Source organism: Pseudomonas sp. A2 (assembly GCF_023100865.1).
Classification (GTDB): Bacteria; Pseudomonadota; Gammaproteobacteria; order Pseudomonadales; family Pseudomonadaceae; genus Aquipseudomonas; species Aquipseudomonas asiatica.
The window spans coordinates 3,816,877-3,831,785 of the sequence record NZ_CP039127.1; the positions used below are offsets into that span (position 1 = coordinate 3,816,877).

Annotated in this window: 11 protein-coding genes and 1 tRNA gene; 1 reads left to right on the top strand and 11 read right to left on the bottom strand. The window is 61.4% G+C overall.

Annotated features, from left to right (window positions below):
• Positions 1-190 precede the first annotated feature (190 nt).
• A complete protein-coding gene (locus tag E5221_RS17720; RefSeq protein ID WP_003257393.1) occupies positions 191-376 on the top strand; it encodes a hypothetical protein in 186 nt (61 codons plus the stop codon).
• A gap of 126 nt (positions 377-502) precedes the next feature.
• Here the strand turns inward: E5221_RS17720 and E5221_RS17725 are convergent, their stop codons facing one another.
• The 11 genes from E5221_RS17725 to E5221_RS17775 all read right to left on the bottom strand — a co-directional run bounded on the left by E5221_RS17725 (position 503) and on the right by E5221_RS17775 (position 14,909).
• Entirely contained in the window at positions 503-9,466 is an 8,964-nt protein-coding gene (locus E5221_RS17725; RefSeq protein ID WP_247846103.1) for a retention module-containing protein, read from the bottom strand.
• A gap of 938 nt (positions 9,467-10,404) precedes the next feature.
• Positions 10,405-10,491: transfer RNA gene (locus E5221_RS17730), tRNA-OTHER, on the bottom strand.
• 119 nt (positions 10,492-10,610) lie between these two features.
• Positions 10,611-10,826, bottom strand: coding sequence for a hypothetical protein (locus tag E5221_RS17735; protein ID WP_247846104.1), 216 nt, complete (start codon positions 10,824-10,826; stop codon positions 10,611-10,613).
• The gene (locus E5221_RS17740; RefSeq protein ID WP_247846106.1) at positions 10,816-11,124 is read right to left on the bottom strand and encodes a hypothetical protein; all 309 of its coding nucleotides are present in this window, start codon (positions 11,122-11,124) and stop codon (positions 10,816-10,818) included. The genes E5221_RS17735 and E5221_RS17740 overlap by 11 nt, the downstream gene beginning before the upstream one ends.
• A 119-nt stretch (positions 11,125-11,243) precedes the next feature.
• Positions 11,244-11,450 carry a hypothetical protein gene (locus E5221_RS17745; RefSeq protein WP_247846108.1) on the bottom strand — a complete coding sequence of 69 codons (207 nt, stop codon included), beginning with the start codon at positions 11,448-11,450 and terminating at the stop codon, positions 11,244-11,246.
• A 21-nt stretch (positions 11,451-11,471) separates the two neighbouring features.
• Positions 11,472-11,681 (bottom strand): hypothetical protein, encoded by a 210-nt coding sequence (locus E5221_RS17750; protein ID WP_247846109.1) that lies wholly within the window; start codon positions 11,679-11,681, stop codon positions 11,472-11,474.
• Positions 11,682-11,693: 12 nt separating this feature from the next.
• Positions 11,694-12,197 (bottom strand): DUF2514 domain-containing protein, encoded by a 504-nt coding sequence (locus E5221_RS17755; RefSeq protein ID WP_247846111.1) that lies wholly within the window; start codon positions 12,195-12,197, stop codon positions 11,694-11,696.
• Positions 12,194-12,742: a glycoside hydrolase family 19 protein gene (locus E5221_RS17760; protein ID WP_247846112.1), complete on the bottom strand. Its 549-nt coding sequence runs from the start codon at positions 12,740-12,742 to the stop codon at positions 12,194-12,196. The genes E5221_RS17755 and E5221_RS17760 overlap by 4 nt, the downstream gene beginning before the upstream one ends.
• Positions 12,743-12,768: 26 nt before the next feature.
• The gene (locus tag E5221_RS17765) at positions 12,769-13,821 is read right to left on the bottom strand and encodes a contractile injection system protein, VgrG/Pvc8 family (protein ID WP_247846113.1); all 1,053 of its coding nucleotides are present in this window, start codon (positions 13,819-13,821) and stop codon (positions 12,769-12,771) included.
• Positions 13,822-13,882: 61 nt separating this feature from the next.
• The gene (locus E5221_RS17770; RefSeq protein ID WP_031322913.1) at positions 13,883-14,089 is read right to left on the bottom strand and encodes a tail protein X; all 207 of its coding nucleotides are present in this window, start codon (positions 14,087-14,089) and stop codon (positions 13,883-13,885) included.
• The gene (locus E5221_RS17775; protein WP_247846115.1) at positions 14,064-14,909 is read right to left on the bottom strand and encodes a phage tail protein; all 846 of its coding nucleotides are present in this window, start codon (positions 14,907-14,909) and stop codon (positions 14,064-14,066) included. The genes E5221_RS17770 and E5221_RS17775 overlap by 26 nt, the downstream gene beginning before the upstream one ends.

Genomic DNA, 14,909 nt, shown 5'->3' on the forward strand with positions numbered 1-14,909 from the left:
ACCATGCGGGCTCAGGAGGGTTTGAAAGACATGATTTGAAACGCTGACTGTAGGATCTTTTACCGCGCAATGTAGGAAGAATCTATGTAGTGGGATTTGCCTGTATGAAACATCAGTTTCTCCAGCAAATTCGAACTGCTACGGTCCAGTTTTCCTACAGCGGCACGGAAGCCTACAGCATGAGAAAAGCATGGATCCGTTCAATACCTCGGCCCTGAAACTACAGAAGAATTTGCTTAACCTGCGCCTTGAGCGTGACCGCCTGAGAAGGGAGGGCAAGGACAAGGAGGCGGACGAACTTGCGGCAGCCGTCGCGCGGATGGAGGCAGCCATTCAAAAGCTGCCGGATGGCATGAAGCCGGTGACCCTGCAGTAAAACCTGCAGGAGTTGGCTTGCCCGCGAATAATGCTCTGCGGCACATCGCCTGATCCTCACGCCGTTCACCGAACCAAGCCACAGAGCGAACCCCGCGGCGGCCTGGCGACTGCCGCAGGGTATGGCTCATTGCTGGGAATGGTCGATCTTGATGGTTGGATCGCCACCACTGACCAGCGAACTGACTGTGGTATTCGACCAGTTCACACCTTCGAGCTTGATCGACACATCAGCGCTGCTGGTGTCACCGTCGGGTGTGAACTTGCCCTGGGTGCTGACCTGCAAGGTCGACTCGCCATTGACCGTGGTAATTTTCAAATAGTTGTCGATGGTCGACAGCGATTCCCCCTGCAGCAGCGCACTCAGGTCCAGGCGGTCGCCTTCATCAGCATTGAAGTTCCTGATCACGTCATGGCCGGTATCACCTGCCGTCCACACGAAGGACTCGGCGATGCCGCTGCTGCCGGTGACGGTGCTGTCCCCTGCCCCCACGAACAGGATGTGGTCCTCGCTGCCAAGCAGGGACGTGGAGGCGCTGTCCGATGTGTCGCTCGCCATCAGCGACATCGTGCTCATCGACGTCGACGAGGCTGCGTCACCATGGGATGTCACCACGAACGAGCTGCTTGCCGAATCACCATCGTGGTCGGTGCCGATGACATGGACCGTGAAGTTCAGGTCGCTGGCAGGTTTCTCCTCTACATAGGTAAGTTTGGTGAAGGTGGTGTCAAGCGTACTATTGCTCGGTGCAGCCAGGGTAATCGTGTCGAAGGCGTGCCCGGCAAGGCCCGTAAAGTCACTGGCCAGAATCTTTATGGCCTCGGAGCCAGAAGTGATGGTGTACGTCTTCGTCGCTTCATGCACAACACCATTGGCGTCCTTGTAGGAGGCAATGATATTGACGTCACCGCTGACCTGAAGCCGCGCAATGCCTAGCGTGACCTCTTTCATCGAGACGGCGTGCTGCTGGGCATCGGTGAACGCCAAGGAGAACTTTTCGTTGGCAGAGAAGTGGTTGTTACCCACCCCCAACCCATTGCCGACGTTGATCGTCGGCTTCCCTGTAGCACTGGCCAAGGCTTCGAAGGTGGCTGTCAAGCCGCTGTTGAAAGTGACGGACAGGGTTGAGGTATTCCCGGATTTCAAACCTTCAAGGTTGAACGTATCTCGGCTACCTTCGCGCACGGCGTTCTGGGTGACGGTGTATTGCCCATCCGCTCCCAAGGCAAGCGTGAACACCTTCGTGGTACCGTCGAAGACTTCCACCGTGGTGCCGCTTGCATCCGTTGCCTTGCTGCTCCAGCCCGAAGGCAGGCCAACGATGCTGCCGAACTTCAGCGTCCCCACGCCATCACCACCCGCCAGGAAGTGCGTGTCGCCGACCGCCGTGTACCCGACAGTGTTCCACATGCCGGCATTGTCACTGATGGCGAAGGTCGGGCTGTCGTCCTCGACGCTGATTGTCAGCGTGCCGGTCGATGAGGTGCTGCCGTCGGAAACGCTGACACCAACGTTGAGGGACAGTACATCCTCGGCCGCCGGGTTCGGATGGTCGAGCGGCCCCTTCAGTTCCACGGTGTAGTTGCCAGCGTTGTCGATCCTGATTTCGATCACGTCCTTGCCACCGGCCGTGCCGGTCAGGGTCTTGCCGCCATTGGACAACGCCCATTGCACACTCTGGCCAGAGGATGTCAGCGCTGTCGATGGTGCTGCCAGGCTGACCGAAAGGTTGGCCGACGGCGTATCGATATCGCTGACCGTCAGCTTGCCAGCGAACGACTTGCTGTCGCTTTGGTCGGCTGGTGAACCGACGGTGTCTTTGTTCCCGCCGATCAGCCCCTCCTCGGACACCAGCGCGGCACCCGAAGTGATGGTTGGCGTGGCATTGGTCATGCCCACGGCAACGCTGGCGCCCGGGACCAGGTTCTCGAACACCTTGCTACCCGTGCCATTCTGCGTGATCTGGTCGATGCCCACGGACACGCTGCCACCACCCACGAAGACATTGTCGGGAATGGCACCTTTCACCGTGCCGGTGGTGCTGCCCGCCGCCACCATGATGGTCAGGCCATTGTCCAGCTTGATGGTCAGGCCGCCATGGTTGCTTGCGCTCATGCCAGCCGGCGCTTCCAGATTGACCGTGTAGGTCACCTCCTGGCCCTTGGCTGCCGGGTTGGGCGAAGCGCTCAGCACGACCGTCACGGTGTTGATGGTATCGGTGACCGTGAGGGTCGTGGTGGCGCTGGTGTTCAGGTTTTCGAAGTTGTGGTTGCCTGCATTCGTCACGCTGATGGTCTGGGTTTCGCCGTCACGGAACACGTCATCGCTCTGCGCCACGAACGGTGCGGTGGTGGCGGTGGTGGCGTCCTTGGCGAAGCTCAGGGTCTGGCCGTTGCTCAAGGTGACGGTAAAGGCCTGGCCTGCCGGATGGCTCAGGGTGCCGGTGATGGTCGTGGTGTTGCCTTCCTGCACGGCATTGCCGGTGAGGGTCAACGTCACTTCATCGCCACCATTCGGCGTGCCCGGGGTACCAGGGTTGCCTGGGGTGCCCGGCTCGTCGGTGATCTGCAGGGTGACCGGGTTACCTTTGACCAGGTTTTCAAAGACCTGTTTGCCGGTGCCTTGCTCGGTGATCCCGTTGATGGCGATGCTTGGGGCACTGCTGCCGACATAGACGTTGTCCGCCAGAACACCCGACTGCGAGCCACTGATCTGCCCGGCTGTAATGTGCACCACTTTGCCATTGCTCAGCTCGATATCCAGACCGCCATGCTGGGTCAGGTCGGCACCGGCAGGACCGGTCAGGGTGATGGTGTAGGTCACCGTCTGGCCTTCCACCGCCGGGTTCGGCGAGATGCTCAGCTCAGCCTTCACGGTGTCGACGGTGTCGCTCACGGTGACGGTCGTGGTGGCACTGGTGTTCAGGTTCTCGAAATTATGGCTACCAGCATCGATCACACTGATGGTCTGGGTTTCGCCGTCACGGAAAACGTCATCGCTCTGTGCCACGAACGGTGCGGTGGTCGCCGTGGTGGCGTCCTTGGCGAAGGTCAGGGTCTGGCCGTTGCTCAGGGTGACGGCGAAGGTCTGGCCTGCCGGGTGGCTCAGGGTGCCGGTGATGGTCGTGGTGTTGCCTTCCTGCACGGCATTGCCGGTGAGGGTCAGCGTCACTTCATCGCCACCATTCGGTGTGCCCGGGGTGCCAGGGTTGCCTGGCGTGCCCGGTTCGTCGGTGATCTGCAGGGTGACCGGATCGCCTTTGACCAGGTTCTCAAAGACCTGTTTGCCCGTGCCTTGCTCGGTGATCCCGTTGATGGCGATGCTTGGAGCACTGCTGCCGATATAGACGTTGTCCGCCAGAACACCCGACTGCGAGCCACTGATCTGCCCGGCTGCGATGTGAACCACCTTACCGTTGCTCAGCTCGATATCTAGGCCGCCATGCTGGGTCAAATCGGCACCGGCCGGCCCGGTCAGGGTAATGGTGTAAGTCACCGCCTGGCCTTCGACGGCCGGGTTCGGCGAGATGCTCAGCTCAGCCTTCACGGTGTCGACGGTGTCGCTCACGGTGACGGTCGTGGTGGCGCTGGTGTTCAGGTTTTCGAAGTTGTGGCTACCGGCATCGATCACGCTGACGGTCTGGGTTTCGCCGTCACGGAACACGTCATCGCCCTGTGCCACAAACGGCGCGGTGGTGGCGGTGGTGGCGTCCTTGGCAAAGCTCAGGGTCTGGCCGTTGCTCAGGGTGACGGTAAAGGCCTGGCCTGCCGGGTGGCTCAGGGTGCCGGTGATGGTTGTGGTGTTGCCTTCCTGCACGGCATTGCCGGTGAGGGTCAGCGTCACTTCATCGCCACCATTCGGTGTGCCCGGGGTGCCAGGGTTGCCTGGCGTGCCCGGTTCGTCGGTGATCTGCAGGGTGACCGGATCGCCTTTGACCAGGTTCTCAAAGACCTGTTTGCCCGTGCCTTGCTCGGTGATCCCGTTGATGGCGATGCTTGGAGCACTGCTGCCGATATAGACGTTGTCCGCCAGAACACCCGACTGCGAGCCACTGATCTGCCCGGCTGCGATGTGAACCACCTTACCGTTGCTCAGCTCGATATCTAGGCCGCCATGCTGGGTCAAATCGGCACCGGCCGGCCCGGTCAGGGTAATGGTGTAAGTCACCGCCTGGCCTTCGACGGCCGGGTTCGGCGAGATGCTCAGCTCAGCCTTCACGGTGTCGACGGTGTCGCTCACCGTAACGGTCGTGGTGGCACTGGTGTTCAGATTCTCGAAATTGTGGCTGCCCGCATTCGTCACGCTGATGGTCTGAGTTTCGCCGTCACGGTACACATCATCGCTCTGCGCCACGAACGGTGCGGTGGTAGCGGTGGTGGCGTCCTTGGCAAAGCTCAGGGCCTGGCCGTTACTCAGGGTGACGGTGAAGGCTTGGCCTGCCGGGTGGCTCAGGGTACCGGTAATAGTGGTCTGCCCCCCTTCCTGCACGGCATTGCCGGTGAGGGTCAGCGTCACTTCATCGCCACCATTCGGCGTGCCCGGGGTACCAGGGTTGCCTGGGGTGCCTGGTTCGTCGGTGATCTGCAGGGTGACCGGGTCGCCTTTGACCAGGTTCTCAAAGACCTGTTTGCCAGTGCCTTGCTCGGTAATTCCGTTGATGGCGATGCTTGAGGTACTGCTGCCGACATAGACGTTGTCCGCCAGGACGCCCGACTGCGAGCCACTGATCTGCCCAGCGGCGATGTGCACCACTTTGCCATTGCTCAGCTCGATATCCAGACCGCCATGCTGGGTCAGGTCGGCACCGGCAGGACCGGTCAGGGTGATGGTGTAGGTCACCGCCTGGCCTTCCACGGCCGGGTTCGGCGAGATGCTCAACTCGGCCTTCACGGTGTCGACGGTGTCGCTCACGGTGATCGTCGTGGTGGCGCTGGTGTTCAGGTTCTCGAAGTTATGGCTACCGGCATCGATCACGCTGACGGTCTGGGTTTCGCCGTCACGGAACACGTCATCGCTCTGCGCCACGAACGGTGCGGTGGTAGCGGTGGTGGCGTCCTTGGCAAAGCTCAGGGTCTGGCCGTTGCTCAGGGTGACGGTGAAGGCCTGGCCCGCTGGGTGACTTAGGGTGCCGGTGATGGTCGTGGTGGTGCCTTCCTGCACGGCATTGCCGGTCAGGGTCAACGTCACTTCATCGCCACCATTCGGTGTACCCGGGGTGCCAGGGTTGCCTGGCGTGCCCGGTTCGTCGGTGATCTGCAGGGTGACCGGATCGCCTTTGACCAGGTTCTCAAAGACCTGTTTGCCAGTGCCTTGCTCGGTAATTCCGTTGATGGAGATGCTTGAGGTACTGCTGCCGACATAGACGTTGTCCGCCAGGACGCCCGACTGCGAGCCACTGATCTGCCCAGCGGCGATGTGCACCACTTTGCCATTGCTCAGCTCGATATCCAGACCGCCATGCTGGGTCAGGTCGGCACCGGCAGGACCGGTCAGGGTGATGGTGTAGGTCACCGCCTGGCCTTCCACGGCCGGGTTCGGCGAGATGCTCAACTCGGCCTTCACGGTGTCGACGGTGTCGCTCACGGTGATCGTCGTGGTGGCGCTGGTGTTCAGGTTCTCGAAGTTATGGCTACCGGCATCGATCACGCTGACGGTCTGGGTTTCGCCGTCACGGAACACGTCATCGCTCTGTGCCACGAACGGTGCGGTGGTCGCCGTGGTGGCGTCCTTGGCGAAGGTCAGGGTCTGGCCGTTGCTCAGGGTGACGGTGAAGGTCTGGCCTGCCGGGTGGCTCAGGGTGCCGGTGATGGTCGTGGTGTTGCCTTCCTGCACGGCATTGCCGGTGAGGGTCAGCGTCACTTCATCGCCACCATTCGGTGTGCCCGGGGTGCCAGGGTTGCCTGGCGTGCCCGGTTCGTCGGTGATCTGCAGGGTGACCGGATCGCCTTTGACCAGGTTCTCAAAGACCTGTTTGCCCGTGCCTTGCTCGGTGATCCCGTTGATGGCGATGCTTGGAGCACTGCTGCCGATATAGACGTTGTCCGCCAGAACACCCGACTGCGAGCCACTGATCTGCCCGGCTGCGATGTGAACCACCTTACCGTTGCTCAGCTCGATATCCAGACCGCCATGCTGGGTCAGGTCGGCACCGGCAGGACCGGTCAGGGTGATGGTGTAGGTCACCGCCTGGCCTTCCACGGCCGGGTTCGGCGAGATGCTCAACTCGGCCTTCACGGTGTCGACGGTGTCGCTCACGGTGATCGTCGTGGTGGCGCTGGTGTTCAGGTTCTCGAAGTTATGGCTACCGGCATCGATCACGCTGACGGTCTGGGTTTCGCCGTCACGGAACACGTCATCGCTCTGCGCCACGAACGGTGCGGTGGTAGCGGTGGTGGCGTCCTTGGCAAAGCTCAGGGTCTGGCCGTTGCTCAGGGTGACGGTGAAGGCCTGGCCCGCTGGGTGACTTAGGGTGCCGGTGATGGTCGTGGTGGTGCCTTCCTGCACGGCATTGCCGGTCAGGGTCAACGTCACTTCATCGCCACCATTCGGTGTACCCGGGGTGCCAGGGTTGCCTGGCGTGCCCGGTTCGTCGGTGATCTGCAGGGTGACCGGATCGCCTTTGACCAGGTTCTCAAAGACCTGTTTGCCAGTGCCTTGCTCGGTAATTCCGTTGATGGCGATGCTTGAGGTACTGCTGCCGACATAGACGTTGTCCGCCAGGACGCCCGACTGCGAGCCACTGATCTGCCCAGCGGCGATGTGCACCACTTTGCCATTGCTCAGCTCGATATCCAGACCGCCATGCTGGGTCAGGTCGGCACCGGCAGGACCGGTCAGGGTGATGGTGTAGGTCACCGCCTGGCCTTCCACGGCCGGGTTCGGCGAGATGCTCAACTCGGCCTTCACGGTGTCGACGGTGTCGCTCACGGTGATCGTCGTGGTGGCGCTGGTGTTCAGGTTCTCGAAGTTATGGCTACCGGCATCGATCACGCTGACGGTCTGGGTTTCGCCGTCACGGAACACGTCATCGCTCTGTGCCACGAACGGTGCGGTGGTGGCGGTGGTGGCGTCCTTGGCGAAGGTCAGGGTCTGGCCGTTGCTCAAGGTGACGGTAAAGGCCTGGCCTGCCGGATGGCTCAGGGTGCCGGTGATGGTCGTGGTGTTGCCTTCCTGCACGGTATTACCGGTGAGGGTCAGCGTCACTTCATCGCCGCCATTCGGTGTACCCGGGGTGCCAGGATTGCCTGGGGTGCCCGGTTCGTCGGCGATCTGCAGGGTGACCGGGTCGCCTTTGACCAGGTTCTCAAAGACCTGTTTGCCCGTGCCTTGCTCGGTGATCCCGGAGATTGCGATGCTCGGAGCACTGCTGCCGACATAGACGTTGTCCGCCAGAACACCCGACTGCGAGCCACTGATCTGCCCGGCTGCGATGTGAACCACCTTACCGTTGCTCAGCTCGATATCTAGGCCGCCATGCTGGGTCAAATCGGCACCGGCCGGCCCGGTCAGGGTAATGGTGTAAGTCACCGCCTGGCCTTCGACGGCCGGGTTCGGCGAGATGCTCAGCTCAGCCTTCACGGTGTCGACGGTGTCGCTCACGGTGACGGTCGTGGTGGCGCTGGTGTTCAGGTTTTCGAAGTTGTGGCTACCGGCATCGATCACGCTGACGGTCTGGGTTTCGCCATCCTTGAATACGTCATCGCTCTGGGCTACGAACGGATTGGTGGTCGCAGTAAGCGCGCCCTCGGCAAAGCTCAGGGCCTGGCCGTTACTCAGGGTGACGGTAAAGGCCTGGCCTGCCGGGTGGCTCAGGGTACCGGTAATAGTGGTCTGCCCCCCTTCCTGCACGGCATTGCCGGTGAGGGTCAGCGTCACTTCATCGCCACCATTCGGCGTGCCCGGCGTACCAGGGTTACCTGGGGTGCCCGGTTCGTCAGTGATCTGCAGGGTGACCGGGTCGCCTTTGACCAGATTCTCAAAGACCTGTTTGCCTGTACCTTGCTCGGTGATCCCGGAGATAGCGATGCTCGGAGCACTACTGCCCACATAGAAGTCGTTCGCCAGGTTAGCGGTTTGCGAACCGCTGACCTGGCCCGCAGGGATGTTGATCACCTCGCCATTGCTCAGGGTGATGGACAGACCACCGTGCTGAGTCAAATCGGCACCGGCAGGACCGGTCAGGGTAATGGTGTAAGTCACCGCCTGCCCTTCCACTGCTGGGTTCGGCGAGATACTCAGCTCGGCCCTCACGGTATCGACGGTATCGGTGACAGTGAGGGTAGAAGTTGCACCGGTATTGAGGCTGCCAAAGCCATGGTCGCCCGCATTGGTGACGGTGATGTTCTGGATTTCACCGTCCTGGAACACATCATCACTCTGGGCAGCGAACTCACCGGTCGTTGCGACCGTTTCACCGGCCTTGAACGACAAAGTCTGGCCATTGCTCAGGGTCACCGTGAAATCCCTTCCTGCCGGCTGGCTCAGGGTACCGGTGATGCTGGTTAGCCCCCCTTCCTGCACATTGTTGCTGCTCAGGGTCAGCGTGGCCGCAATCGGCTGGGGCTCGGGTGGTACTTCAGGTACTAGCACCGCTGCCTGCTGTGCCGGTGTTGCATTGCCCACGAACTCTCGCGCTTGCTCGACAGCAACGCCAAGTGGCCCAGTGGGGAAACCAATGGTAGGGGCGACCGACCCGCCCACTGCTTCAAGCATCACAAACGAGTGGCCGCCCCCGATGCCACCAGGGTTCGCACCTGCCCCGGTTGGGCCTGCTGCGGTCGCTTCGAGTGCGGTTGTCGGGTCAGCACCGGCGGCGATGGCTTGTTGCAGCTCCTCAACGGATGGTGCGGCCTGAGCAGTGGCTGCGCTCAGGTCGACCACGCTATCTGGAGCATCGGCGCTCCACTGGGTATCGCGCCCCAGGTCGAGGATGCGTCCATCGGCCAGCTCCAAGCTCACCGCACCACCAGGGCCGGTCTGGATCTGTTCACCCGCGAACACTCGGTCCCCTTCCACAAGCACACGCTGGGTGCCCTCTGGGGAAATGGCAATTACCTGGCCAACAATACTTTTGACTATGGCGATGCTCAAGGGGGCTCTCCCGGGTAACGTGTGCATTTGGCTTCCATGGTCGCCATGCTTCGAGTCTTCGGCTGGCTACAAGGATGTTTGTTCTTATTGGCGTTTGTTTTTTGGCGTCAACTACTAGTCCTCCTAATTCAACTAGCTTATGACGTAGCCATTGTTCCTAGTTACTCAATAATAAGCAATAACGCAAATAATGGCCTAATGACATTTCGACATTAAAGGCAACATTTCTTGCTTCTACCTGCGAGCTCAGCCACCCTGCTCGCATTCTGGAACACCGGTAAAAGCCCCATTAAGCAACGCTAGATGCGAGTGTTACTCGTTTCCTTCATTCCGACCGTGCTCGCCCGCTCCGGGCCTGCAGGAAGCCTGCCCGTAGTGTCAGGATTTGAAACAGGTCCATCTTTTAAGTTAAGCCGACGGAACCAAAAAACGTTCAGCATTGGGCTCTTTGACTTTAGAGTCATAGCGAGGCTGCCATCTGCCGAAGATTCAACTTTCGTAATGCGACAAGATATTGGCTTGTTCAGAGTGCAAAATATTGACGCGCATAAAATTACACGCCGATTTAAGAAACCCATCGACAGTGCCGGGATCCGACACGTGTAGTTATCGTAAAAAGGTCAAGGCACCCGAATTCATTATCAATCGTCTACAGATTGGTTTTCCGGCCAATGGGTCTATGCGAATCTGTGAGGAAGCAATTCGTCAGGCTCTTTAAATCCAAGCGCGAGCAGATGCCAGAGGCCTGCAATCGTGAACTAGTGGCAAGCTTGGCGGCCGCACCATTCTGCGGTTGGCACGCTGGTCGAGCGTTCAACTCGACTCTTCCTGCTCGCTCCTCTGCCTCGCGACGGAGGCCTGGGGTTTGCCCCCAGATAAAGAACGGGGCCGTGAAAACCAAAAAAGCCCTGAATAATCAGGGCTTTAATGAGGAATGATGGCGGAAGCGTAGAGATTCGAACTCTAGGATAGTTGCCCATCGACGGTTTTCAAGACCGTGTGATAACCCCCCAATTCATGCATCCTGCAAGGCAAAATCGATTCCAAAACAAAGACGAAACGGCACGGCTATAGGCCGCATACTGCAAGGGTCGCCATTTCAGTTTTGGAATCGATTTTCGCACTCCTCCGGCGCTCTGCCGACCTACTCCCAACCCCTCTCGGATTCATCAAGGGCCCACAGCCTGGCCGACTCGACGATCTCCAGCATGTCGACCAGGTCGCCGTCATCGACCTCTCGCCGCCGGCGTGCGGCATAGGCCATCTCATCGAGCACTGCTGCGCGCCCATCGGGATCAGCCATCAGGGCAACTTGGTCGTTCAGCTCGACCAACCAGGCCTGCGGAAGCTCAGTTGCCATAATCACCCACCGCTCGGCACCACCATGACTGGGCGTAAAGGGTGCCGTCGATTTCCTCAACCCCGTTGATGTTGAGGCCGAGCTGAGCCATGCCATTAAGCTTGGCGTCGTGCAACCGGGGGATGATGTCGGGCCCGGGAGACGGATTGAATACCCAGGCCTGGGTCGATACCCGGCCTAGCGGCTCACTGTGGTGGTCACCTATATGGATGTCAGCCCGCAGGGGCTGGACCTTCCTCAGCTGATCTGAAGGGATGGCTACACCATTCACGCGCCGGCGAACGAGGAGGAAGTACATGCTGCACCGAATACTGTATATTGATACAGTATTTCAGCATCAGGCAAAGCACCCGCGCCAGTACCGCTCGGCGGACTGTGCTCATTTGCTCAGGCAGGAGGTCGAGGCATGTGGCCCAATTAGTGAACCGGGCCAGCAGGGCCGCCTAACGCTTTGAGCTGGTAGTCGGTGACCGCCTGGAACTGCGACTCGGCAATTAACCGCAAACGCTCAACCTTTTCGGCAGATTCGCCTGCCGTCTGAGCTTCGTGGTACCGCTTCATCGCAGCCACAGCATCGCCATACATGGGATGATCGGGTAACAGGGGTGGCGGTTTGTCGCTCATTTGTATCCCCCGTGGCGGCTGTCATTGGATAGTGGTTGGTGGCTGAGCAGCTGCGACCAGCTGGTAGTCAATGGCCGCGTTGTAAAGCGAATCGGCGAGCAGACGTAGACGCTCAACTTCTTCAATGGGCGAACCATTCTCCTCGGCTGCTCGATGTGCACGTATGGCCTCCAAGGCTTGACGAAGCAGTGGTTCGCCGGCGAGAGCTATGCCTGCCAACGTTCTTTTCATTGTCTAATCCTGCTATGGAACCAGAGCATTATAGGACGATTCACAAAGCTGCCCCGCTATTCGGGCTCGGTCATAAGCTTTTGCCAGCTCTCCCGCTCGTGCATCAGCCCGGTCGCGCAGTTCGGAGAGCACCATGGCGGCGCGGGTGGCTGCTTGGCCTCGGGCGATAGCGGCGGTATCCGTGCCGGAGCAACTGACGGCGGCGGCAAGCTTGGCACCTTGGTCGCGCAGCCGCTGGCCAGCAGCATCGGCGCCAGCATTGCCAGCGTCAGCAGTCGTTCTTTCTTCTTGGGCATGGGCTCTTGCCTCCTCCTGCGCCTGGGCGCGTCGCTGTTCTTCCTTTCGGGCGCCCTGTTCGCCGATCACCTCGGCCAGACGGTCGCTGCTGTCACGTTCTGCTGATGCACGGGCGGCTTCGGCGCGTTCCACCGCCCTGCCATGCAGGTAGACGCCCCAGTGGGACGCTACGCCCAGCACCAGTATCAGCAGTGCCAAGCGCGGTCTAGGGCCGGTCATACGCCCAGCACCTTGCGAGCCTTCTCCCACAGCGCCATGCGGTCGGCGATGCCGTTGACTCCGCCATTGATCCTGCGGGTGATGCCGACGAAGTCGCCGCGATCCGCCAGCGTGTTCAGGCCACGCGACTGCCAGAACCAGGCCGCCGACGCGGCCGCGTGCTGCGGCAGCTCCAGCAGCTCAGGTTGGTTGATCAGGTCGAGGCCCAGCGCCTCGCCACAGGCCTGGTAATTATCGTGGCCGGTAATCTGGATCAGGCCCCGGCCGCGATACTTCTGGCCATCGCCATCGGCCGCCGGCGTGTTGCCCAGGCGCGCCGCCAGCGTGCCGGTGTCGTACTTGGCCAGGTACTTGTCATTGCCCAGCTCGCGCACATAACGGAACTGGCCCGACTCATGGCCGATTTGCGCGATAAACGCCGCCTGCCGCGCCGGCGTGACGATGCCGCGCGCGCCCATGGCGGCATTGAGGGCAGGTGCAAAAACGCCGGCTTTGGGGCCGGCGTTCGGGAGAATCTGCAACAGCTGCTGCGGGGTAATGCTCATGCTTGCTTACTCCTAGGTGTGTTTGCTCACGCGGGACCTACGTCCACGGTCTTGAGCGTCTTGGTTTCTTTTTTCTTCCTGCCTTTGGCGGTGGCCTTGCCCTTCTTGCCGCCGTTGCACTCGACGGTCGTGGTCCAGCCCGAGGCGGTAAACACCTGTTCCACGCTGTCCACCAGGTATTCGCCATCGAGCCCGCTCTTGAAGCCCTGGGCGCTGATGGTCCGCTCGGCAAACAGATCGGTACGCCCGGCCATTTGCAGGCGCACGGCGGCGGTGCTGCGGTTGAACGCAGCCAGCCGCGCCTTGGCCGCCTGCTCGGCGGCGCTCTTGTTGGGGTAGATATGGCGGTCGGTGTGCACGCCCGGCAGGCCGGCCGGGGCGTCGTCGTTGCCCAGCTCCACCACGCTCAGCTTGCCGGTGGCCTTGTCCTGGTGCTGGGTCTTCACCGCCTTCTGCGTGCCACGATCGCCCAGGCGGAACGAATAGCGGCTCACATCGGCGCGGCTGATGGTGACGGTACTGATTGCCTTGCCGCTCGCGCTCTGCCCGCCCTGGCGCGGCAGCACCACCAGCTTGCCGCTGGCCACCTTGGCGGTGCAGTCGTACTGCTTGGCCAGGCGCGTGATGAAATTGAAGTCGGATTCGTTGCGCTGGTCGACGCGTGGCACCTTGGTTTGCACCGTACAGCCCGCCTCCCAGCCATTGCGGGCGGCAACGTCACTGACGATCTTGGCCAGCGCCACATCCTCCCAGCTGCCGCTGCGGGTGGTCTTGCCACTGCCGCGCATGTCGCTGGCCTTGCCGCGCACGCTGATGGTGTCCGGCGGGCCGGTGACTTCGATCTCATCGACCGTGTAGCTACCCAGGCGCGCCAGGGCTCGCCCCTCATAGCCCAGGAATATCTCGACCCGGCCACCGCGCCCCGGCAAGCCGACAGCCTGGTCGCGGTCGTCAATGCGCAGCTCGAATTCGTCCGACTCCATGCCGGGCTTGTCCGAGGTGCGCAGCAACAGCAGGCGGTCATTGATCAGCGCGGTAATGTCCTTGCCATCCGCGACAATTTGAAACGTGGGCTTCATGGGGTTGCTCCAGAAAAGAAAAACCCCGCACAGGGCGGGGTTCGTTACGCGTAACGCGGGATCAATCCCACAAGGTGACTTGCTCGGTCTCGGCCGCTGCCAGGTCAGGCAGGTAGATCAGCACGCCGGCGCGGTACGGCTGCGCTTCCTCGGCCAGACCCTGGTTGGCCTGCAACACGGCCTCGACGGTGCCCACCAGGGTGCCGTAGTAGGCGTGGCACAGGCTGTCGAGCAAGTCGCCCTCAGACGTTCTGCATGTCATTGCCATAGGCGACAAACTCCAAGTTAAAGCCCTGCTTGCGCGGGATGCCGCCGGCGAGCAGCGCCCCCTGTTCCTCGTCCACGCTCAATAGGCACCAGGTGCCCAGCACCTCGCCGTAACCCGTGGTCAGGGTCAGTGGCTGCAGGCGCCGGCCGATGCTGCGCAATTCGTTCAACTGGCCGATGCCGCCCCGGAACAGCGGGAAGATCGCGCCCTTGATCGTCAGCCTGTCCTCACCCTGCCCCACCGCCTGCTGCGCGATATCGCGCGTCAGACGCTCCTGCCCAGCCCAGCGGAACGCGGTTTTGCGTGTCAGCTCGTCAAACGCGGCCGTGTCCAGGTTGAAGTGGTAGGGCTTAAGCTTCGGGTCTTGCGGCTGGATGATCAGCAGATGCGGGAACGGCTTCACCGCCTCGGCCGCCGGCGTCATGTCGGCGCCCAGCGCACTGCTCGGAAAGATATTGCCCAGGCTTGGGCTGAGCTTCCCGGCCATGCGATTGATCGCCGCCCCCGCCTTGGACGCCTGTTCCTTGAGCGTGCCCAGGCGCTCCTGTACCTGCGAGGCCGCCGAAACGGCCTGGCTGTACTTCGCCGCCACCTGCCCCACTGCGGACTGGGCCGCATTGATCTGCCGCATGGTGCGCTGCAACTTTTCACCCACCATCGGGCCAACGATCGGCAGGCTTTCCAGCTCCGAGGCGGCGCCCGTCATGTCACGGACGGCCCCATTCAACGGGCCTAGCATGCCGTCGAGGCTGGTACGGCCGGCCTGGCCAGCCGCCACCAGAGACGACAGCGTCGACCCCATCAGTTCCATGTAGGCCAT

Bases quoted from the DNA above. Each gene is read 5' to 3' on its own strand.
- E5221_RS17720 (WP_003257393.1), top strand. From the start codon at position 191: ATGGATCCGTTCAATACCTCGGCCCTGAAACTACAGAAGAATTTGCTT.
- E5221_RS17735 (WP_247846104.1), bottom strand. From the start codon at position 10,826: ATGGCAACTGAGCTTCCGCAGGCCTGGTTGGTCGAGCTGAACGACCAA.
- E5221_RS17740 (WP_247846106.1), bottom strand. From the start codon at position 11,124: ATGTACTTCCTCCTCGTTCGCCGGCGCGTGAATGGTGTAGCCATCCCT.
- E5221_RS17745 (WP_247846108.1), bottom strand. From the start codon at position 11,450: ATGAGCGACAAACCGCCACCCCTGTTACCCGATCATCCCATGTATGGC.
- E5221_RS17750 (WP_247846109.1), bottom strand. From the start codon at position 11,681: ATGAAAAGAACGTTGGCAGGCATAGCTCTCGCCGGCGAACCACTGCTT.
- E5221_RS17755 (WP_247846111.1), bottom strand. From the start codon at position 12,197: ATGACCGGCCCTAGACCGCGCTTGGCACTGCTGATACTGGTGCTGGGC.
- E5221_RS17760 (WP_247846112.1), bottom strand. From the start codon at position 12,742: ATGAGCATTACCCCGCAGCAGCTGTTGCAGATTCTCCCGAACGCCGGC.
- E5221_RS17765 (WP_247846113.1), bottom strand. From the start codon at position 13,821: ATGAAGCCCACGTTTCAAATTGTCGCGGATGGCAAGGACATTACCGCG.
- E5221_RS17770 (WP_031322913.1), bottom strand. From the start codon at position 14,089: ATGGCAATGACATGCAGAACGTCTGAGGGCGACTTGCTCGACAGCCTG.
- E5221_RS17775 (WP_247846115.1), bottom strand. From the start codon at position 14,909: ATGGCCTACATGGAACTGATGGGGTCGACGCTGTCGTCTCTGGTGGCG.